Origin of the sequence: Parenemella sanctibonifatiensis (genome assembly GCF_002250565.1) — a bacterium.
Lineage (GTDB): Bacteria > Actinomycetota > Actinomycetes > Propionibacteriales > Propionibacteriaceae > Parenemella > Parenemella sanctibonifatiensis.
Genome location: NZ_NMVJ01000007.1, coordinates 226,722 through 246,178, shown reverse-complemented (window position 1 = coordinate 246,178; position 19,457 = coordinate 226,722). Strand labels below are relative to the sequence as shown.

17 protein-coding genes are annotated in these 19,457 nt (G+C 68.2%); 5 read left to right on the top strand and 12 right to left on the bottom strand.

Annotation, left to right across the window (positions count from 1 at the left end):
* Positions 1–53: 53 nt before the first annotated feature.
* On the bottom strand, positions 54–1,286 hold the full coding sequence (locus tag CGZ91_RS09280; protein ID WP_094454538.1) for a TerC family protein: 1,233 nt from the start codon (positions 1,284–1,286) through the stop codon (positions 54–56).
* 248 nt (positions 1,287–1,534) lie between these two features.
* Between CGZ91_RS09280 and CGZ91_RS09275 the strand changes: the two genes are divergently transcribed.
* Entirely contained in the window at positions 1,535–2,521 is a 987-nt protein-coding gene (locus tag CGZ91_RS09275) for a mechanosensitive ion channel family protein (protein ID WP_094454536.1), read from the top strand.
* Positions 2,522–2,645: 124 nt separating this feature from the next.
* Here the strand turns inward: CGZ91_RS09275 and CGZ91_RS09270 are convergent, their stop codons facing one another.
* Together CGZ91_RS09270 and CGZ91_RS09265 are read right to left on the bottom strand one after the other, a co-directional pair.
* Positions 2,646–3,764 (bottom strand): glycerate kinase, encoded by a 1,119-nt coding sequence (locus CGZ91_RS09270; protein ID WP_094454534.1) that lies wholly within the window; start codon positions 3,762–3,764, stop codon positions 2,646–2,648.
* Positions 3,761–4,438 carry a DUF402 domain-containing protein gene (locus CGZ91_RS09265; RefSeq protein WP_094454532.1) on the bottom strand — a complete coding sequence of 226 codons (678 nt, stop codon included), beginning with the start codon at positions 4,436–4,438 and terminating at the stop codon, positions 3,761–3,763. The genes CGZ91_RS09270 and CGZ91_RS09265 overlap by 4 nt, the downstream gene beginning before the upstream one ends.
* Before the next feature lie 96 nt (positions 4,439–4,534).
* On the opposite strand from CGZ91_RS09265, the gene CGZ91_RS09260 reads away from it, so the two are divergent.
* On the top strand, positions 4,535–5,152 hold the full coding sequence (locus tag CGZ91_RS09260) for a hypothetical protein (protein WP_094454530.1): 618 nt from the start codon (positions 4,535–4,537) through the stop codon (positions 5,150–5,152).
* A 14-nt stretch (positions 5,153–5,166) separates the two neighbouring features.
* Here CGZ91_RS09260 and CGZ91_RS09255 read toward each other — a convergent pair whose 3' ends face one another.
* The 5 genes from CGZ91_RS09255 to CGZ91_RS09235 form a co-directional block, all read right to left on the bottom strand.
* A complete protein-coding gene (locus CGZ91_RS09255; RefSeq protein WP_094454528.1) occupies positions 5,167–6,267 on the bottom strand; it encodes a dipeptide epimerase in 1,101 nt (366 codons plus the stop codon).
* Positions 6,264–7,418 carry a DUF819 family protein gene (locus tag CGZ91_RS09250; RefSeq protein ID WP_094454526.1) on the bottom strand — a complete coding sequence of 385 codons (1,155 nt, stop codon included), beginning with the start codon at positions 7,416–7,418 and terminating at the stop codon, positions 6,264–6,266. The genes CGZ91_RS09255 and CGZ91_RS09250 overlap by 4 nt, the downstream gene beginning before the upstream one ends.
* A 114-nt stretch (positions 7,419–7,532) precedes the next feature.
* Complete coding sequence (locus CGZ91_RS09245) at positions 7,533–7,880, bottom strand: DUF3870 domain-containing protein (protein WP_094454524.1); 348 nt, start codon at positions 7,878–7,880, stop codon at positions 7,533–7,535.
* 210 nt (positions 7,881–8,090) lie between these two features.
* Positions 8,091–9,209 (bottom strand): glycoside hydrolase family 88 protein, encoded by a 1,119-nt coding sequence (locus tag CGZ91_RS09240; RefSeq protein WP_094454522.1) that lies wholly within the window; start codon positions 9,207–9,209, stop codon positions 8,091–8,093.
* The gene (locus CGZ91_RS09235) at positions 9,206–11,098 is read right to left on the bottom strand and encodes a hypothetical protein (protein ID WP_144276854.1); all 1,893 of its coding nucleotides are present in this window, start codon (positions 11,096–11,098) and stop codon (positions 9,206–9,208) included. The genes CGZ91_RS09240 and CGZ91_RS09235 overlap by 4 nt, the downstream gene beginning before the upstream one ends.
* 174 nt (positions 11,099–11,272) lie before the next feature.
* Here CGZ91_RS09235 and CGZ91_RS09230 point away from each other — a divergent pair, with 174 nt between their 5' ends.
* Complete coding sequence (locus CGZ91_RS09230; protein WP_229116540.1) at positions 11,273–12,196, top strand: L,D-transpeptidase family protein; 924 nt, start codon at positions 11,273–11,275, stop codon at positions 12,194–12,196.
* Between the two features lie 85 nt (positions 12,197–12,281).
* Here the strand turns inward: CGZ91_RS09230 and CGZ91_RS09225 are convergent, their stop codons facing one another.
* Entirely contained in the window at positions 12,282–12,710 is a 429-nt protein-coding gene (locus CGZ91_RS09225) for a hypothetical protein (RefSeq protein WP_144276853.1), read from the bottom strand.
* Positions 12,711–12,883: 173 nt separating this feature from the next.
* Here CGZ91_RS09225 and CGZ91_RS09220 point away from each other — a divergent pair, with 173 nt between their 5' ends.
* The gene (locus CGZ91_RS09220; protein ID WP_094454514.1) at positions 12,884–13,411 is read left to right on the top strand and encodes a SprT-like domain-containing protein; all 528 of its coding nucleotides are present in this window, start codon (positions 12,884–12,886) and stop codon (positions 13,409–13,411) included.
* Positions 13,412–13,414: 3 nt separating this feature from the next.
* Here CGZ91_RS09220 and CGZ91_RS09215 read toward each other — a convergent pair whose 3' ends face one another.
* The 3 genes from CGZ91_RS09215 to CGZ91_RS09205 all read right to left on the bottom strand — a co-directional run bounded on the left by CGZ91_RS09215 (position 13,415) and on the right by CGZ91_RS09205 (position 18,130).
* Positions 13,415–14,821: an MFS transporter gene (locus tag CGZ91_RS09215; protein WP_179228897.1), complete on the bottom strand. Its 1,407-nt coding sequence runs from the start codon at positions 14,819–14,821 to the stop codon at positions 13,415–13,417.
* Positions 14,822–15,238: 417 nt separating this feature from the next.
* Positions 15,239–17,026: a class I mannose-6-phosphate isomerase gene (locus tag CGZ91_RS09210; protein ID WP_094454510.1), complete on the bottom strand. Its 1,788-nt coding sequence runs from the start codon at positions 17,024–17,026 to the stop codon at positions 15,239–15,241.
* Between the two features lie 84 nt (positions 17,027–17,110).
* The gene (locus CGZ91_RS09205) at positions 17,111–18,130 is read right to left on the bottom strand and encodes a LacI family DNA-binding transcriptional regulator (RefSeq protein ID WP_267490241.1); all 1,020 of its coding nucleotides are present in this window, start codon (positions 18,128–18,130) and stop codon (positions 17,111–17,113) included.
* A 157-nt stretch (positions 18,131–18,287) separates the two neighbouring features.
* On the opposite strand from CGZ91_RS09205, the gene CGZ91_RS09200 reads away from it, so the two are divergent.
* The gene (locus CGZ91_RS09200; RefSeq protein ID WP_094454506.1) at positions 18,288–19,454 is read left to right on the top strand and encodes a DUF4185 domain-containing protein; all 1,167 of its coding nucleotides are present in this window, start codon (positions 18,288–18,290) and stop codon (positions 19,452–19,454) included.
* Positions 19,455–19,457 lie beyond the last annotated feature (3 nt).

Here is a 19,457-nt window from a genome sequence, read left to right as displayed (position 1 = left end):
CGCAAGGTGACGCCGGCGGCGTTGATCACGTCATCTGACCAGATCGGAGATCGTCAGGGAGTGCCGGGATCAGGCGGGTACGCGCCCGGGTCCGGGACCTCGGTGCCCCCAGCGCGCTTGGCGTGGGCGTCGGCGAAGAGCTGCTGCAGCTTCTCCGGATCGTCCGCTCGGGTCTTCATGTCGTCGGGCAGCTCACTGAACTGACGCTCACGCCAGGTCAGCATCCGCCAGGCCTGCTCGACGTCATCACGGGGCGTGTACGCATCCGCGGACAGGAACTCCTTGGCGTACCGTGCGCCGCCCTTCTCGATCGTCTGCACCTTGCCGGTCTTGCTGACCAGGGACAGCACGATCGTGATGGCGAGGATGCCCAGGATGACCGCCAGCGACACCGGCGTGGTGATCTCCGGCACGTCGAAGTGCTCGCCACCGTTGAGGAACGGCAGGGTGTTCTCGTGGAGCGCGTGCAGCACCAGCTTCACACCGATGAAACCGAGGATGATCGACAGACCCCAGTTGAGGTAGACGAGGCGGTCCAGCATGCCGTCGATGAGGAAGTACAGCTGGCGCAGGCCCATCAGGGAGAACGCGGTCGCGGTGAAGACGATGTAGGGGTCGGTGGTGAGACCGAAGATCGCCGGGATCGAGTCGACCGCGAAGAGCACATCGGTGCCGCCGATGGCCACCATCACGAGCAGCATCGGCGTCATGACCTTCTTGCCGTTCTCGTAGGTGAACAGCTTGTCGCCGTCGTAGTGATCCGAGGTGTGCATCACCTTGCGGGCAAACCGGATGATGAAGTTGTTCGCCTCGTCCTCGTCATCGTCGCCGCTGGCCTCGCCACGGATCATGTTGACGGCGGTGAGGATGAGGATGGCGCCGAAGATGTAGAAGATCCAGGACAGCTGGTTGATCGCGACCGCGCCGACGGCGATGAAGGCACCGCGCGCGAACATCGCGAAGACGATGCCAAAGAGCAGCACCTTCTGCTGATCAGCCCTCGGCACCCGGAAACTCTGGATGATGATGAGGAAGACAAACAGGTTGTCGACCGACAACGCCTTCTCGGTCACATAGCCCGCGTAGTAGTCGATGCTCATCTCGATGCCACCGAAAACCCAAACGAAGACGCCGAAGAGCAGCGCAATGCCGACATAGATTGCCGACCAGACCGCCGCTTCCTTGATCGTCGGGACGTGCGCCTTGCGTACGTGCGCAAAGAAGTCGAACGCCAGCAATCCTGCGATCGCGACGATCGTGATCGCCCAAACCCACCAGGGTTCCATAATTCTCCTACCGGCGACGACCGGAGTCGCCGCATTGACTGCCATTGCCAGCGCCCTGCAGACGCAATCGGCGTTCATGAGAGCTTGGGTGGTGCCAGTCAGGCCCCACCATCGTACGTGGTCAATGGATGTGTCACCAATCACGTCCGCCCGGCGGGGCGTACGGCACATCTTGCCCCGAATCACCCCCGGCTGTCGAGACGAGGTGAGGGCTGGCGTACGGGGCGCGCTGACCTAAGCTGGCCGCCATGGCGTTCGACGGATTCCTCGGCCACCTCCCTGCCCAGGCCTCCCTCACCGGAGGCTTCGGCGGACTGGTCCCGCTGCAGACCCTGCCGCCGATTGATGTCCCCGACTCGCCGCTGACCTGGGTCTGGCCCGACTCGCTCATCATGATCGGACTGATCGTGGTGGTCGCGCTCGCCGCACGCTGGGTGGTGAGCATCGCGGTCCAGCGGGTGACCGACGTGGCGGTGAACCGGGCCACCCGGCATGCCCATCAGACCGGCAAGGCCAAGGGCAAGGTGAAGCTGCCCAATTTGGGGGCCTCCGCCCGTGGCAGCCAGCGCACCCGCACCGTCGCCTCGCTGCTGCGCAACCTGTCCACCATCATCATCACCACCGTCGCGATCCTCATGATCATGTCGGTGTTGGGGTTGCCGCTGGGGCCGCTGCTGGCCTCCGCCGGCGTGGGTGGTGTCGCGATCGCCTTCGGCGCCCAGAGTTTGGTCAAGGATTTCCTGTCGGGCACCTTCTTGATCCTTGAGGACCAGTACGGCGTCGGCGACCAGGTCCAGATCGGCGACATCTCCGGCACCGTCGAAGAGGTGACCCTGCGCATCACCCGGATCCGCGACTTCCACGGGCAGGTCTGGTACATCCGGCACGGCGAGATCACCGAGGTCGGCAACCACTCCCAAGGCTGGTCACGGGCCGTGGTCAACTTCCTCATCTCCGACACCGCCAACGTCGACCAGGCCATCACGGTGCTGGCCAACGCCGCCAAGCAGATCCACGAGAACGACCCGTCGATGTCGACCACGATGCTCGAGGACCCGCAGGTCCAGGGCGTGGTCGCCTCAGCACCGGGGCAGCTGACCGTACGCCTGATCTGCAAGACCGCACCCGGCGCCCAGTGGGGCGTCGAACGCGAGATGCTCCGACAGGGCGAACTCGCCCTCAAGGAAGCCGGCATCCCGGTGCCCCGGGTGGTCACGGGGCCACCCGAGGGCTGAGTGCGGGTCGATTCCGTACGAAAACCACGCCAACCGGCACCTCAAAGGTCGGCTGGCGGGGCGGCGTGGGGTGTGGCGGGCGTACCGGAACCCAACTGGACCACCGGCAACCCTGCCGAAGACCTCAGCCCAGCAGCCGCGACGCCAGCTCCGTCAGCAGCCGCCCCGCCTCCGCCATTGACACTCGCGGATCGGGCTCCAGCTCGGCCAGCGCGTACGCCGCCGCAAACCCTGCCTCGGTGACCTCGGTCGGAGTGGCGTCCAGCCGACCGCACACGGCGACCACCGGTACGCCGGAAGCTCGCGCCAGCCGCGCCACCCCCATCGGCGCCTTCCCCGACAGCGTCTGCCGGTCCAGCTTTCCCTCACCGGTGACCACCAGATCGGCCCCGCTGATCGTCTCGGCCAGGCCGACCAGGTCGGCCACCAGCTCCACGCCGGGCTGGAACCTCGCGCCGAGGGCCAGCAGGGCAAACCCCACCCCGCCGGCCGCACCAGCCCCGGGCCGCTCGCGTACGGCGGATGTCCCGCGCGGCAGACCGCGAATGTCGGTGGCGGCTTCGACCAGGTCTGCAGCCCTGGCCAGCAGCGGATCCGCCCCGGAAATCTGCTCGGCGGTCAGCCCCTTCTGCGGCCCATAGATCGCGGCTGCACCGTTGGGGCCGAGCAGCGGATTGGTGACGTCGGCGGCGACCACCAGTTCGACCTCAGCCAGAGCCGTCGGCAGCGCGGACAGGTCCACCTCGATCAGGTCCGCCGCTCCGGCGAGCCCGGGCGTGATCGGCGCCCCGGTCGCATCACTCAGTCGTGCCCCGAGGCCGGCGAGCATCCCCAGGCCGGCATCGGTGCTGGCCGACCCGCCGATGCCGACGACCATCCGTTCCACCGGATCCGGCCCGGTCAACGCGGCGGCCATCGCCTCACCCAGACCGCAGCTGCTGGCAGTCAGCCCGGCGAGTCCGTCGGGTAGCCGCAGCAGGCCACAGCAGTCAGCGAGTTCGACGACAGCGGTCCCGTCGGCGTACGCCCACCGCGCCGTGCCAGGCTCGCCGGTGGGCCCGGAACACGTCACGGCGCGCTCCTGCCACCCGGCTTCGATCAGCGCCTCGACCGTGCCTTCACCACCGTCGGCCATCGGCCGCGACACCACCGTGTGAGTGGGAAGTCCGGCCGCCAGCGCGCGGTGCACCTCGGTCGCACCCAACGATCCCTTGAACGCGTCGCAAGCCAGAACGATCTTCATGGCTGCCCTTCAGGTGGTGCCGGATTCCAGGGTTGGCCTGCGGCCGCGACCCAATCGGTCAGCCAGCGGTCGCCGCAGTCACCAAAGGGGTGGACCCGGTCGCGGACCCGCTGCTCGACGGTGTCGCAGTCGTATTCGGCGCGCGCGATCAGCGGCGCCGGATAGTTGAAGCGGCGCTGATGCTCGGCGAACTCGTCGCGGTCATCAACCCAGACGACGTCGTCGTGTCCCTCGCGCAGCCGCCGGTCCCGGACCACGTCCAGGTCGAGGTCGACGCTGCTCACCAGCCAGCCTTCGGCGGCAACCTCACCGGCGCCAACCTTCGGCTGCCACAGCGGCGGCGTGGCGATGTCGACGTAGTGGTGCACCAGGTGGGGCGGCTGATCGATCGTCGCGATCCAGCCCTCCAGGTCCGGTACGCACCGCACCCACGCGATCGCCGAACCGAAGTCGGCGCCGGGGCGCCACATCCGTTCGCCGACCGCCCCGCCCAACCAATGGCCGGCCTCGTCGCGGCCAAGGTAGGTGAAGTCGGTGGCCCAGTGGGGGCTGCCGTCCCATTTCGACATCCGCAGCGCCACCCGGTCACCGGGCCGCGGGCGTACCTCGCCACCGGGAACTCCGCTCAGATGGGCGGCCGGCACGGTCGCGGGCGGGGGCGGCTGCAAATCCATGGGCGTCACGCTAGCGCTTCCCCCGGGTGGGTCAGGTTTCGGCAGTGCGCGGTTCGCAGCCGGGCGTACGCCGTGCAGCCAACTAACCTGAATCCCATGGATCGTCGTCATCTCCTGGGCGCGCTCGGCGCGGCCGCGCTCGTCCCGCTCGCCGCCTGCGCCACCCAGCCGCCGCCCAGTCGCGGCGGTGGGACCTCCGCGCCGCAACCCACCGGCGAACCGTCTGCGGGGGAACCGGGCAAGACACCGGTGCCCGAGCCCACCGATGACCGGCTCGAGGTCCCCGAGACCAGCCCGCAGGGCAGTGAGTTCACGTTCGAACAGCAGGCCGAGTATCCCGAGGGTCTGATCTTCTCGGTGGAGGGCGCCACCCTGGCCGCTGCGGACAGCACCACCGACGGCGCCGAAGGCACCAATGGCGAGTTGGTTGCCGTGGACGTGGTCTGCGGCAACCTCGGCAGCGAACCCTTCGACCCGCGCGACATCGTGGTGCATCTGTTCTATGGGGAGTTCGACACCGGCGCCCAGATGGTCCGCGACCACGGTGGCAACTACGGCACCGGCTTCGGCGACGAGGTTGCCCCCGGCGAGTCGATCTCGGCCTCAATCGCGTTCGCCGTCCCCCACGACCAGGCCGGGGCCATCACCGTCGAGATGCGGATCCCTGCACTCGAGGACACGATTCATTTCCGGGGTGCCGCGATCGCGGGCTGACCACGAGCTGACCATCATGACGACAGGTCGGTCTCGGCCGCCAGCCTTTCCAGTCCCAGCCCGGGACCGCCGAACAGCCTGAGCTGGGAGCCCTGCTGCCGGTATCCACCGGCCGGGGCCGTCGAGGTGAACCAGGCCGGCGGGTCCAGGTCGATCATGGTGATCGCGGGATGTGCGCAGGCCAGGTGCGCAGCGGCAGTGATCGAGATCCGCGGCTCCATCATTGCGCCGACCATGCAGGCCAGTCCCGCCTCGGCCGCCACGTCGGCGATCGCGAGCGCCTCACCCAGACCGCCGGTCTTGGCGAGCTTGATGTTGAGCAAGTCGGCCGCTTCCGCTTCGACGATCCGGCGCGCGTCGGCCGCCGTCCAAACCGCCTCATCAGCCATGATCGGCAACTCCACCGCCGCCCGCACCCGGGCCAGCCCGGCGAGGTCGGCCGCCGGCACCGGCTGTTCGACCAGGTCGATCGGCCACGGCCCGGCCGCAAACCCGTTGATGATCTCGATGGCCTGCTCGGGTGTCCAGCCCTGATTCGCGTCCAGCCGCAGGCGTACGCCCGGTGCCGCCTCACAGACCGCCGCGAGCCGGCGCCGGTCCTCCTCGATGTCGCGGCCCAGCTTGATCTTGAGGATCTCCTCGCCGGTGGCAACCGCCTCCCGGGCGTGCCCCGCCATCACGTCGGGGGCCTCGAGCGAGATGGTCATGTCGTTGGTGAGGACCAGGTCCGGGTCGCCTCCCAACGCCGACACGAGCGGCTGGCCCAGCGACCGTGCCCAGGCATCGTGCAGGGCGATGTCGAGGGCAGCACGGGCGCTGCTGCCGGCATCGGTTGCGGCGATCACGGCCGCCAGCTCGGTCACGGTCCCGCTCGCACCCTCGAGCGCGGCGCGCAGCGGCCCGGCCAGCGCGGCCTGGATCGAATCGGCGGTTTCGCCGGTCACCGCCACCGTTTCCGCGGCCGACCCCTGCCCGATGCTGCCGTCGGCCAGCTCCACCTCGGCGACGACGTACTCCACGGCCTCGGTGCGCCGGGCCGAGGTCACGAAGGGCCGCAGCAGCGCGGCCCGGTGCCGATGCTGGCGTACGCCGACAACCCGCAGCTGCCCGGTCACAGCGTCGACATCAGCTGGGCGGCGATGAGGCCGACGAAGGTGCCCGCGAAGGACCCGATCAGCGCAAACAGCACGCCGACCGGCACCAGCTGACGGTTGAAGGCGCTCGCGACCACGGGCGCCGACGCGATGCCGCCGATGTTGGCGGTCGAGGCGACCGCCAGCGAGAAGAGCTCGACCTTCGCGAGCTTGGCATAAAGCAGCATGATCGCGATGTGCACGATCAGCACCAGGACGCCGACCAGCAGATAGAGCGGCGCCTCGGTGATGGCGGAGAAGTCCGAGCCGGAGGCGATCTGCCCGATCACCACGAAGAGCATCAGGCTGGCAACCTCGCTGGATCCGGCCGTGCGGCCCAGCGGGGTGAGCGCAACGAGCAGGCCACCGACCGACACGATGAGGATGCTCCAGGTGGTGCCGTTGATGACCTCGCCGTATTCGGGCAGCAGTCCGCCGATCCAGATCGAGAGGACGGACACCAGGATCGAACCGAAGATCACGATGGCCAGCGAGGCCGTGGTGACCGGCTTCGCGTCGGCCTCGTCCTCCTCGCCGGCGTGGGCATCGAGGTAGGAGGTGTCGGCCTTGGTCCACTTGTTGAAGCGCGGCGAGACGGCGACCGAGGCAAACATCAGCATCAGCCACACCGAATACATGATGGTGTCGGTGATGAGGGCATAGCCGAAGATGTTCTCCGGTGCCTGCAGGATGTCCTGGACCGCGACCATGTTGGCGCTGCCGCCGGTCCACGACGCCAGCAGAGCGCCGAGCACCTTCCACGCCTCCGGATGCAGGGCGCCCTGGAAGATGGCGTACACGACGACCATGCCGATGAACAGTGAGGCCGAGGCCACGAACATCGTCAGCAGCAGCTTGGGGCCGAGTTTGAAGATCTTGCGCAGGTCGCAGCCAAAAAGGAAGAGGAAGATCATCGCCGGCAGCAGGACGTCCTTGACCTCCCCGATCGGCGCGCGGGTCGCGTCGTCCTGACTGAAGACGCCGAGCGAGTTGAGGCCGGCACACAGCAGGTACATCAGCACCATGCCCGGCACGTACTTGAAGAACTTCCATTCCGTCGTGCGTTCCAACACGATCAACACGCACGACAGTCCGAGCAGGACGCCGAGCATCAGCAGGCCGTCGGTGATCACGGGGGCTCCTTGGGGGCGGACCCGGGCCTGGAGAAACAAAAAAGTCGGAAGCAACGCCGGACGTACGCCGGGCAGGGCGTCGTCTGCGGTGCTTCCGACTGGTTCCGGTTCGGTTCAGTCCCGGGCGGGCGGATGCGTATCGGGTTGTGCCGTCGGGTCGGCCGTCAGGTCGCGATACTTCGCCGAGGCGTTGCGGACAGCGGCCGCGAGCGCCTTCTGCGAGGAACCGTGATACCTCTCGGTGATCGACTCGATCAGCGCATCATCCTCGAGGAGTGAATGTCCCTCCAGCAACTCCCGGACAAACCGGATCGTCAGCGGGAGCGTGGCTGAGCAGTCAGCCTCGACGATGACGTGGGACTCAGTATTGACCACCAGGCCGACGAAGAACAGCCCCCACTGCGTGGTGATGGGATTGTTGCTCGGCGACTTCGCCTCGCCTGTCAGATAGATCGTCGGCATGTGGGAAGTCTAGGGCCGGGTGGGCTGCGGCTGCTCCCGCCCGACCGGCGGCTCAAAGGCGGGTGGCGGGGCGGTGTCGGGGTGTGGCGGGCGTACCGGAGCGGCCCGCGCATCAAGAGGAAAGGCAGGCCTGAGCCGCGTAGGTGGGCGGGACGCCGCCCCACCACCCCGCCGGACGTCGACGCGACCGTCGAACGAGATGATCGGGCCTCAGCCCAGCCGGTCGTCCGCCATGGCCGCCCACAGGTACGCCGCGACTCCGTAGGGCGCGTTGGATCCGCGCGGGATCCGGGCGTACCCGGCGCGCGGCAGGAAGGGCAGCGGGATGGTCGGGCCGGAGATCTCGGGAATCTCGGCGCCGTGCTTGCCGTCGTGGATGGCGTCGGTGACCGCGGCCAGGGCCGCCCGAGCGGGCTCCCGGTAGGTCCCCGCCGGCAGGATGCCGAGCCGGATCGCATCGGCCCAGCCTGCCGCGATCAGCGCGGTCGCCGACAGCTCTCGGTCCGATTCGGGCTCGCGCAGCAAGGTCCCAAAGCTGCCGTCGTCGCGCTGCAGCGGCCGCAGTTCGGCACTGGTGGTCACGATCAGGTCGGCAATCGCCTCGGCGCGGGGATGCCCGGAGCCGATCGCCTCGAGGATGCGCGGCAGTGCCGCCACCACCCAACCGTTGCCCCGCCCCCAGGCATGCGAGGGGTAGGCCATCCCGTCCGGATGCCCGGCCAGCCGGGTCAGCCGCGACGGCGCCCACCACGAGTGATGCCACAGACCCGAGGGCCCTTGCAACAGCGCAGCGTACTTCTCCGGCTGCGCGGCGGCCCGGTCGATCAGCTCCTCGTCGTTGCGTTCCTGCCCGACCAGGGCCGGAAACACCGAAAACATCATCACCGAGTCGACCCACACCGAGTCTGGATAGACCCGATTCCACGGCCCATGCCCCAGGTGGTTGGGCAGCCCGTTGTCCAGCGTCTTCGCGGTCGCGATGTAGCTCAGGCAGCGTCGGGTGAGTTGTTCGTACGCCGCATCGGGCGCGACCCGATTCAGCGACCAGGTCACCAGGCCGGGGGCGACGGTGTCGGAGGCGTCGATGGTCGGCTCGTGCGCGACGTAGTGGTCGACGTAGCGACGCAGCCAGCCGCGGGCCTGCTGCCGGCCGGTGTAGTCGTCCCATTCCGCCAGCGCGAAGCCGAGCAGCGCCGGACCCCAGTGCCACTGGCGTACCGGGCGGGCGGCGTCGTGCGACAGCACGCCCCGGACGACGGAATCGGCAGCTGCCATCGCGGGCGTGGTACGCCATGCCTCACTCGAACCACGGGGTTCCGGGGTGCTCATTGCTGCTCCCTTCCAGCGGCGGTCAGTACGTGACCGCCGACATCGATGCGTTCGGGTCCGCGTTCGGCGGTGACGAAACGGCTCGCGTACCGGTCCTCGCTCAGGATGACCGGCTCCCCGTCGATCAGGTGCGCGCCGCCGAAGGTCAGGTCGTGGCGGTGCCCGTCGGCCCACACCATCAGGTGTCGGTTGTCGGGCAGGTCGCCGGCGACCACGGGGATCGCGGCGACCTCGGCGGCAAACTCGGCCAGGTCGGCGTACGTCTCGGCGTCCCCCATCAGCACCACCCACACGGTGACCTTGCCGGGCTGCCGGATCTCGTTGCGGCTGACGAATTCGAGCGGCGCCCAGGACCGGACCCCGATGTACGCCGACCCGATCCGGCCAGCAACCCAGCGCTGGCCCTGCTGGGTCTCGTCGAAGTCGGTACGCGGCCACCACAGGTGACTTTCAAGGCGCCGTTTCGGTTCGAGATAGCCGGACCGCACGCCCAGGTGATGAAAGGCGATCAGCACCCGGCCGTGCTGCACCACGTCGGGGTTGATGCCGTTGCCGACCCACTCGCCGGGCGAGAAGTTCCGGGCGACGTCATCGAACATCGCCCCACCCGGGTGGGTCGCGAACACCGTCACCCCGCGCGGCAGCAGCGCCGTCCACAGATGTTGCTGGTCGCCGTAGCCGCCGGGCCGATAGCGCTGGGCGCTCGACAACAACCAGTGCGGCGTACGCCTGGTGCGCACCCGGGCCCGTTCCAGGGCGACGCCTTGGGTGGCCGGGTTGAGGATCCGGATCAGCCCGGGCAGTAACGCTTCGGGCAGCTTCGCAAACGGTGTCAGGTTGGTGAGGAACGGGTTGTCCTTCATCCGCCAGGCCCGGAAGGCGCGCATCGTGTCGACGATCGACTCGGGGGTGGTGAAGGCTTCCATCGCCCACCACAGGGTGCCGCGAGTCTCGACCTCTCCCAGCGGAGCGGGTTCGCGCAACGCGGCAGCCTCGGCCAGTTCCAGCCCCATCGCCTGGTCGATGGTGGCCCCGTCGCGGTCGTGGGCAATCGCCCGGATCTGTTCGGGCACCTCGTAGCCGGAGGCGAACAGGATCGCCGACAAGGTGGCCCATTCCTGGTCCTGGACCTCGCCCGGACCGAACGCCCATCGCATGATGTCGGCGACTGCCGACCCGCCCGGTGCCTGCTTGCCCGGGGCATAACAGCGCCCGGAGCTGGGAATGAACCATCGGTCCTGACCATCGGTCCAGCTGTGCAGCGCCAGGTCCAGCAACAGCAGATCCAGGACGCCGGTGGCCTGGGCCCGGATGTCGTCGTCGGCGGCAAACCCGGCCAGCAGCGCCACGGCGGCGATGTGTTCCTCGTAGTAGGTGTTCGACAACCACTCGCTGAAGCCGTGCTGCCACCGACGACCCAACCACTGGCGTACCCGGATCGCTGCCCGGTCGCGATGCTCGGCTCCGCTCCGTCCGTCGTTGCTGAACACCCTGGCGGGATGGAGTTGACCTGCCAGATAGTCGCAGCTGGCGAAGAGGATCTGGTGGTTCTCGGAGAAGAGGCACATCCCGTCCACCCCGGGCTCGTCGAGCCAGTAGCGAAAGCCGAGGACGGTGGTGACGATCTGCTCGCGTTGGTCCTCGCTGAGCCGGCCCCGGCCGGTGTCGTCGAGGAGCAGCGCGGCAAGCAGGTTGGCGACCCGGAAGTCGGCACAGTCGAGTCGGGCCTGCACAAAAGCCAACTGCCCGGCGAGCTGATCCTCGTCGGCTGGTTCGCCGGTCAGGACCCGCCGCAAGGGCAGAAATCGGGTGTCCATCTTCACCCTCATCCCCGGATCAGGTCCTCCGACCCGGTCGTCACCAGCGTCTGGTCGCTCAGAGGTGGCCATGGGGGTGACCCTACTTCGCCCGGCGCCCGGGTGGCCGCCACGTCGAGTGGCGGGCCTGCTGGGTTCTCTCAGCAGATCTTTGGCAAAGCTGCACCAACCGTACGCCGGCCGCCCCGCGTACCTGTCGGTGAAGTCACCTCGTCGGTGACACGACGACGACCAAAGGACCTGATGATGACGATCCGGATGACGGCCCTCCCGGGGCTGCTGCTGGCGGCAGCGGTTGCCCTGTCGACCGCCTGCGCCCCCGGCCCTGACGCCACCCCGGCGCCGGGCGGACCGGGCAGTCAGGAAACCCCGGCGGTGACCCCGACCGAGACGCCTGGTGAAACCCCGGCCACCACGCCGAGCGACGCTCCCACCAATGAACCGACGGAGTCGCCCGAGCCTTCCACGCCCGCGCCCGACTCCCCGACCGAGACTCCGACGCCGGACCCGATTCCCGAGCCCGGCCCGGCCATCCTCGAGGAGGGCGACAACGGCCCGAAGGTCCGGGAACTCCAGGCCCGGTTGCGCCAGATCGACTGGTTCTCCGGCAACGTGGCCGACCACTACGGCAGCAAGACCGCCGCTGCGGTCAAGGGTTTCCAGACCAAGCGCGGGTATGCCCCGACCGGCGCGGTGGACCAGCGGACCTGGGACCGGATCGTGTCGATGACCACGAAGCCGACCTCGGACGAGCTCAACAACACCTTGCCCACCCCGAAGCCGGGCAGGGATGCTTCCAACCTGGACGAGCGCTGCCTGACCGGTCGGGTGCTGTGCATCGACAAGTCGAAGAACACCCTGACCTGGGTGATCGACGGTGAGGTCCAGGACACCCTGGAGGTGCGTTTTGGCACCGAGAAGACCCCGACCCGCGAAGGCTCGTTCCAGGTCGAGCGGAAGTCCCGCAACCACGTGTCCAACCTGTACGGGTCGAAGATGCCGTTCGCGATGTTCTTCAGCGGCGGACAGGCAGTCCACTACTCCAGCGACTTCGCCAAGCGCGGCTACAACGGTGGCTCCCACGGCTGCGTCAACGTCCGCGACTGGGACGGCATCGAGGCGCTGTACGCCCAGGTGCAGGTCGGCGACAAGGTGATCGTCCACGACTGAGAACCACACGACTGAACCCCCAGTCCAGCAACGCGACAGCGGCGGCGAACCCGAAGGTTCGCCGCCGCTGTCGACATCTGGTGGGTCAGCGGGTCGCGGTCATGAAAGCCCGGCCCTCGGTGCTGTCCTCGTCGCCGGCGCTGGGGACCGTGGTGACGGAGAAGTCCACTCGGCCCTTGCTGCATTCGTAGATGACCGGGTCACCGTCGCCGACACTGCAGCCGAGGCCTGTCAGTTCCTCGCCGAGTTGGTCCGGGGTGCCCTCGAAGGTGAAGCCGAGATAGGCGTACCCGCCCCGCGAGCCGCAGTCCTCGGTGGTCCAGCCGTGACTCTGGGTCGAGGACAGGTCCTCGATGAAGGAGTTGACCGCGGGCCGCAGGTTGCGGGCCGAGCCGTTGCAGGAGGCGTGTGCAGAGGAGTCACCGGTGCTGCAGCCGGTCAGCGCCAATCCTGCCAAGGCGACGGCTGCCGCGACCCGGATGCCCTTCACTGTTTGCTTGCTCCAGCCCTTCATCGTCGGTCTCCCCCATGCCGTGACGTGTCAGTACTCCCTGATTCTCGACGCAGGATTTCAGCCTGACCGCGGTCGGGGGATCCGCCGCAGGACTTTCGTGGGCACGACTCCGGGCGTACGCCGGCGCCGCTGAGGTCCGACTCTGGGTCGGTGCCGTGGCGTAGGCTTGCTGCATGGAGCTAGCGCACGTCCAGCGGCTTGCTGTCGGCCTCATGCGGGACCACGGCCTCACCGACTGGGAGTTCGGATTCGATCGGGCCAGGCGGCGTGCCGGGTGCACCTGGTTTGCCAAGAAGCGGATCACAGTGTCGGCGACACTGATGGAGCTCTATCCGCGCGAGGAAGTCGTGGAGACGATCCTGCACGAGATCGCCCACGCGCTGACCGGCCCGGAGGCACACCACAACGAGGAGTGGCGGGCCACCGTCACCCGGATCGGAGCCCGTCCGGATCGGTGCGTCCCCGAAGACCTGCCGCGGGTGCCAGCACCCTGGATCGGGGTCTGTCCCGAAGGACACGAGGTGCAGCGGTTTCGGCGGCCCACCTCAGTGGCGTCCTGCGCGGTGTGTTCGCGCCGATTCTCCTTGGAGCACCTGCTCAGCTGGTCGCTCGACGGCGTACCGACGACGCCGGGTGGGCGTTATCAGGTGCAGTTGCGCCGGTTGCGCCAGACGCAGGTCGACGAGGCCGCCGCGTCCTGAGCCTCACGCCTCCGACGGTGCGCTGACCGTGTCGTCGGCGGCGGCGCGACGTTCCAGCTCCTGCTGCTGGGCGAGGGCTTCGGTCAGCCCGAGTGAGTACTTGCGGGACAGCCACCAGCCCGCCGCCATGAAGCCGGCCACGCCCACGAACATCACCCAGCGGATGCCCCACTGGACCGACTCGGGCTGCGCGATCACTTCGTTGCCCTCGGGCGTCAGATAACCGGTCGCGCTGAGGACCTGGCCGATCAGCCAGACCACGATGGCCGAGCCGATGCCGCGCAGGAAGGTCATCAGCGCGCCGTAGGAGCCGGCGTCGCGGCGACCGTTCTGCAGTTGGGCGGCGTCGAGCACGTCGGGGAACATCACCCACGGCATCAGCTGCGCGCCGGCCATCCCGATCGCCACCGCGGCGCCGATGGCGTACGCCCCGGCCATCGGCCAGTCGGCCGGATAGAAGGCAACCCCGATGATCCCGACCATCGCGAGCGGGATCAACGTGGCATAGATGCGGCGTTTGTCGATCCGCTTCACCAACTGGCTGACGATCGGATAGGCAATCACGTTGACCGCGATGAAGGTGCCCAGGAAGACCTGGGAGTTGGAGCCGGGCAACACATACAGGGTGTAGTAGAGGATCGTCGCCGACACCACATCCCAGGCCAGCGCCTGCGCGATGTACATCCCGAGCAGGCGGCGGAAGATCGGAGTCTGCAAGGGCTGCACGAAGGTACGCGGGGTGAGCTTCGGGTTGGTCTCGGGCACCGGCGTACGCTCCCGGCACACGATCGCGAGCACAAGCATCGGGGTCGCATAGACCAGGCCGAAACCGAGCACGGTGATGGCGTACCACTCGGTCAGCGGCATGCCGCCGGAACGGTACGCCCCGAACAGCGCCGAGGCGGCCAACGTCGAGACTGCAGAGGAGACTGAGGAGAAGAGCAGCCGCAGTGTGTTGACCTTGTTGCGTTCGGCGTAGCTGGTGGCGATCTCGGTGCTGAAGCTGGCGTACGGCACTGCCAGCATCGTCTGGACCGAGTTGTAGACGATCAGGCTGAGGGCGGCCCAGATCGCCATCGCGACCTGGCCGTCGACCGGCACCCACGGCAGCCAGAGCAGCGCCATCACCGGCACCAGCAGCAGCGATCCGGCGAAGATGAAGGGACGTCGCCGCCCGAACCGGGTCCGGATCCGGTCGCTGAGCGCGCCCATCAGCGGGTCGTTGACGGCGTCCCACAGTTTCGCGACGAAGATCGCGGTGCCGGCCAACCACGGCTGGATGTGGACCACGTCGGTGAGGAAGATCAGGTACATCACCGCCAGCAGCGACGAACCCCCGCCGGCGAAGATGTCGCCAGCCGCAAAGATCACTCGCTCGGGGCGGCGAATCGGCTTCACGGCGGCGGTCACACGCACAGCCAACCACAGCAATCGCGACACCAGTTGCAGTAGCCAGAAAGTTCACCGATTCGTGCTGTTCGTCGCCCGGGGAACACCGCCCGCCTGGGAGGCCGAACTCACTGACGGCGGCCGCTGGGCCGATTCGCGCGCAAGACGTGCAGTCGATTCACCAGGACCGCTGATCTCGGGGTGTTGTGCTCATCGACTGCACGCAGTGCGCGCGACGGCGCGCCGGAGACGTTCCTGCGGGAAGGAGTGGTCCGTTCCGCTGCGGCGTACACAACTACGGGATGCTGTAGTTGTGCAGGTGAAACCGGCCAGATCTCCTGCCCAATGACGGGATGCTGTAGTTGAGCAGGTCCCGGGCCGAGTGGCGTACGCCCGTCGCCGCGGGCGGCCACTGCGCCGGGCAGCTTGGCTACGCCATCAGTCGGTCGTCTCCGTCCCCCTGACCCAGGCGGTGATGGTGGCGATCTCGGTGCCGACCGCTGGTCCATGGGGCCGCACCGTGTACGCGCCCACGGCCGCCGGCACAATGAAGGTCTCGGCGTAGTGGACCACGAAGGGCTCGAAGGCTCCGGTCGGGCTCTCCACCAGGGCCTCGGCACCGTGGACCAGGTTCTTCACCTGCACGGTGCCGTGGGTGTGGTGCTCGGAGCGACCACGGATCCAGTGCCGCCGAGTCTCGATGAACTCCAGCTCGTGCAGACCGGTGCGTTCCTCACGCCAGCCCTCGCTGGCCGCGAGTTCAGCGACCTGACCGACCAGATTCTGCTCCACCCAAGCGGTGTCGCGGTCCCACTGGATGTTGGCCTCGGCATGGTCGATGTTGATCGGCCGCGGCTTGCCGTCCAGGCCGAGGCGTCCCCAGTCCCACATCTTGAAGGTGAAGATGTAGGGCGTGGCCGAGATCTCCAGCACCATCGAGTCGGCCCCGGAGCTGTGGACGGTGCCGGCCGGGATCAGGAAATGATCGTGCGGTCGCGCCGGAAAGGTGTTGACGTAGTCCTCGGCGACGAAGTCCGCGCCGCCCTGCTGCGCCGTTCGAAGGTCGGCCATCATCTGCTCGGGGTCAATGCCCTCGCGCAGCCCGAGATAGACGTGTGCCCCGGGCGCGGCATCGAGCAGGTAGTAACTCTCGTCCTGGGTGTAGGGCATCCCAAACTCACGCTGGATGTACTCGGTCAGCGGATGCACCTGGAGAGACAGATTGCCGCCGCCCATGGTGTCGAGCAGGTCGAAACGGATCGGAAACTCGGCGCCGAAGCGGGCACGCGTACGCCGTCCCAGCAGTTCAGCGGGATGCTGCAGCACCAAGTTCTGAGCGGGGAGCTCGACGGTGCTGCCGTCGATCTCGAGCAGCAGGCTGTTTTCCTCGGGCACGCAGTCGAAGCACCAGGCAAAGTTCGGCGGCTCCGCGTCGAGGCCACACACCTCACGCATCCACTGCCCGCCCCAGGAGCCCGGGTCGAAGTAGGGCATCACTCGGAACGGTCGGCGGGCGGTGCTGGCGAGCCCCCGGCGTACCGCATCGGCAGTAACCAGAACCGCCTCAGCAGTGGTGTCAAGGACGAGGTCGAGCCGGGACCAGATGTCCTGCTTGTGACGATCGGCCGTGCGCCACTCGACGAAGTAGCTCCGCTTGTATTTGCGCAGCGGATCCTCGGTGCCGTTGTCGCACCCCCAGTTGGGGGCACCCTGCCGCTGCCGTTGCTGGGTCTCCCAGCGCGGCAGATCGGCCAGCACGACACAGTCCGCCTCGACCGGCACCAGCGCTGCACCCCACCCGACCAGGAAGGTCAGTCCGGCGCCGACCCGCTCCGCGGCCCCGGCCAACCGGTCGGCGTCGTAGAAGTGCTCCAGTGGCTCGTGGGTGAGTTTCCCGAAGACCCGGTCGTCGGTGAGTCGCGATGCGAGCAGTTGGTCCAACTCCTTGCCGGGCAGCGCGGCCGCCTGGGCCACATCCACCACGGTTGCCTCGGGATGGGCGCCGCTGAGCTGCGACATCAGGTCGGCGACATCAACGCCGGGCACCGTGTCGATGACCACCACGCGGCGATCCGCCGGCCCGGCGTCGGGCTCGCCAGCGCCAACCTCACCAGAGCCGAGTCGCTGCCAGGCCGCCGCTCCGCGCCACGCTTCCTGGCCGTTGTCAGCGGCGGCGGGGACCCGCACCACCGGGCGCCGGTCGTAGTTGCCGTGACCGAGTTTCATGGCCCACCTTTCGACAATTGCCGTTAACGATAACAACCGCTTGTCGCGCCGGCCAGCACCCCTGCGGGGCCGGGGATTTCGCGCTCAGGAATGCTCCTGCCGCAGCACCGTCGGCAGCGTCAGCGTCACCCTCGGCGCCGATTCGGCGACCTTGGGGCCAAGCCGATTCGTCAACAGTTCGGCCGCCGAGCGACCCAACGCCCGAGCATCGTGTTCCACCAGCATCAGCGGATGCTCCACCAGACTGCTCATCCGGAATCCGTCCACGCCCAGCACAGGGATCAACGCCCGGTTTGGGTGCCGCCGCTGCCAGGCGACCAGTTCAGGCAGGACACCGGTGGTCACCTGATTGTTGGCGCAGAAGACCGCATCGACCGTCTCGGTGGCCAGCAGGCCTCGGATCGCCTCGGCCGAGCTCTGCTGATCCCGACAGGTACGCCGCACCAGCCCGGTCTCGACGGCAATACCGGCCGCGCCCAGCGCCTGCTGGTAGCCCTCGAACCGTCGCTGCGAGGTGCTGACCTGCTCGTCGTTGCCGAGGAAGGCAATCCGGCGATACCCCTCTTCCAGCAACGCCGCGACACCTCGCTGGCTGCCCTCACGGTCGTCGATCACAACTGTGTCCGCATCGAGTCCCGGATGCGCTCGGGATGCCAGCACCAACGGGAGATCGCCCAAGGCGCGCGAGGTCTCGGCGGCATCGGCACCGCAGGGCACCAGCACCAAGCCCTCCACCTGTCTGCCGGCAAAGTCAGCGATCAGCCGAGTCTCGCGATCGGGATCGCCGTGCGACAGGCCCACCACGATGCGCCGATCCGACGCGTCCAGGGCGTCCTCGATCCCCAGCAGCACTTGGGCGTAGTAGGGGTTTTCGATGTTGGTGATGATGACCCCGACCAAGCCGGAGCGCTGCCCGGGCCGCAAACTGCGGGCATTCTCGTTGCGCCGATAGCCGAGCTTCGCCACCGAGCGCATCACCCGGCGGCGCATCTGGCTGCTCACATTTCCGTTACCGTTCAACACGCGCGAGACCGACATCGCGCTGACACCCGCATCAGTTGCGACGTCATACACGGTGGGACGACGATGCGGTGTCCCTGCCATCTCCGCCATGGGCATACGTTAGCCGGTCCCGACGCGCGACGGCGGGGGTGGACCACCGAACGCGGCAGTGGCATTGTTATCGTTAGCAGCGATCGACCATCAGCCGTTCCCCACAACGGCCGCCACCGACGCCCGACAACCACGAGGAGGTGGAGCCATGAACCGGCACACCGGACAGCCTGATCCCGGCTCCCCGCAACTGCCGCGCCTCACCCGTCGCACCCTCATCGGCGGGTCGGCACTGACCGCAACGGCCCTCGGGCTCGGAGCGACCGGACCGGCGTACGCCGCCCGCGGCCCGCTGGCCCGGCCCGACCGGCCACGAAATCGCCGCTTCGCCCGCCTCGGAGACACCTCGGGCACCTGGGTCGGTGGCGACAGCACCTACTCGGTGCCGCTGCCGGACGGCAGCATCGCCTGGATCTTCTCCGACACCCTCTACGGGCCGGTCCATGACGGCCAGCTCTCCCCCACCGACTCGTGGTTCCTGCACAACAGCATCGTCCTGGAGCGCGGCGGCCGTCTCACCGCCATCACCGGCGGCACCCCCGAAGCACCGACCTCCTTGGTCGACCTGCAGCCCGAGGACCGACGCTGGTACTGGTTCGGCGCCGCCACGCTGCGGCCCGGCGCCGGCGATCGCGCTGACCAACTCCAGGTGGTGGTCCTGGAGTTCGAGAAGACCGGCGATGACGCGTTCGACTTCGCTTGGCGGGGCAATGGCGTGGCCACCATCGACACCCAGACCTGGCAGGTCACCTCGGTCGACGACCTCCCCTCGGACACCAACACCCACTGGGGGTCCTGGATCCAACGTCAGGACGACCAGGTGCTGGTCCACGGAGTCGAGGACCTGGGTGCCAACAAGTACATGCACGTGGCGCGAGTGGCCAGCGACAACCTGGCCGACCGCGGCGCCTGGACGTTCTGGGACGGCACCGGCTGGAGCCCGGAAGAATCGGACTCAGCCCGCATCATGGTCGGGGTCTCCAACGAATACAGCGTCACCCCGTACGCCGGCGGCCACCTGTTGGTGACCCAGGACACCCTCGAGCCGCTCTCGGCCCGGATTTTGGCGTACCGATCGAGCTCACCGACCGGGCCCTTCACCGACCCGGTCGAGCTCTACCGGACCCCGGAGACCGGGGCGGCCGGAAGCTACGGCAACCCCAACATCTTCACCTACAACGCCCACGAGCACCCCCACCTGCGCCGGGGCAACCGGCTCACCATCAGTTACAACGTCAACTCCTTCGCCTCGGACGAGTTGTACGCCGACGTCACCATCTACCGCCCCCGCTTCATCCAGGTCGACCAGACCTGACCG

What these genes read in the sequence shown, in the direction of transcription:
- CGZ91_RS09225 (WP_144276853.1), bottom strand. Translation starts at nt 12,710, where the DNA reads ATGAAGGGCTGGAGCAAGCAAACAGTGAAGGGCATCCGGGTCGCGGCA.
- CGZ91_RS09235 (WP_144276854.1), bottom strand. Translation starts at nt 11,098, where the DNA reads ATGGCCACCTCTGAGCGACCAGACGCTGGTGACGACCGGGTCGGAGGA.
- CGZ91_RS09270 (WP_094454534.1), bottom strand. Translation starts at nt 3,764, where the DNA reads ATGAAGATCGTTCTGGCTTGCGACGCGTTCAAGGGATCGTTGGGTGCG.
- CGZ91_RS09230 (WP_229116540.1), top strand. Translation starts at nt 11,273, where the DNA reads ATGACGATCCGGATGACGGCCCTCCCGGGGCTGCTGCTGGCGGCAGCG.
- CGZ91_RS09220 (WP_094454514.1), top strand. Translation starts at nt 12,884, where the DNA reads ATGGAGCTAGCGCACGTCCAGCGGCTTGCTGTCGGCCTCATGCGGGAC.
- CGZ91_RS09260 (WP_094454530.1), top strand. Translation starts at nt 4,535, where the DNA reads ATGGATCGTCGTCATCTCCTGGGCGCGCTCGGCGCGGCCGCGCTCGTC.
- CGZ91_RS09265 (WP_094454532.1), bottom strand. Translation starts at nt 4,438, where the DNA reads ATGGATTTGCAGCCGCCCCCGCCCGCGACCGTGCCGGCCGCCCATCTG.
- CGZ91_RS09210 (WP_094454510.1), bottom strand. Translation starts at nt 17,026, where the DNA reads ATGAAACTCGGTCACGGCAACTACGACCGGCGCCCGGTGGTGCGGGTC.
- CGZ91_RS09200 (WP_094454506.1), top strand. Translation starts at nt 18,288, where the DNA reads ATGAACCGGCACACCGGACAGCCTGATCCCGGCTCCCCGCAACTGCCG.
- CGZ91_RS09245 (WP_094454524.1), bottom strand. Translation starts at nt 7,880, where the DNA reads ATGCCGACGATCTATCTGACAGGCGAGGCGAAGTCGCCGAGCAACAAT.
- CGZ91_RS09240 (WP_094454522.1), bottom strand. Translation starts at nt 9,209, where the DNA reads ATGAGCACCCCGGAACCCCGTGGTTCGAGTGAGGCATGGCGTACCACG.
- CGZ91_RS09280 (WP_094454538.1), bottom strand. Translation starts at nt 1,286, where the DNA reads ATGGAACCCTGGTGGGTTTGGGCGATCACGATCGTCGCGATCGCAGGA.
- CGZ91_RS09275 (WP_094454536.1), top strand. Translation starts at nt 1,535, where the DNA reads ATGGCGTTCGACGGATTCCTCGGCCACCTCCCTGCCCAGGCCTCCCTC.
- CGZ91_RS09205 (WP_267490241.1), bottom strand. Translation starts at nt 18,130, where the DNA reads ATGGCAGGGACACCGCATCGTCGTCCCACCGTGTATGACGTCGCAACT.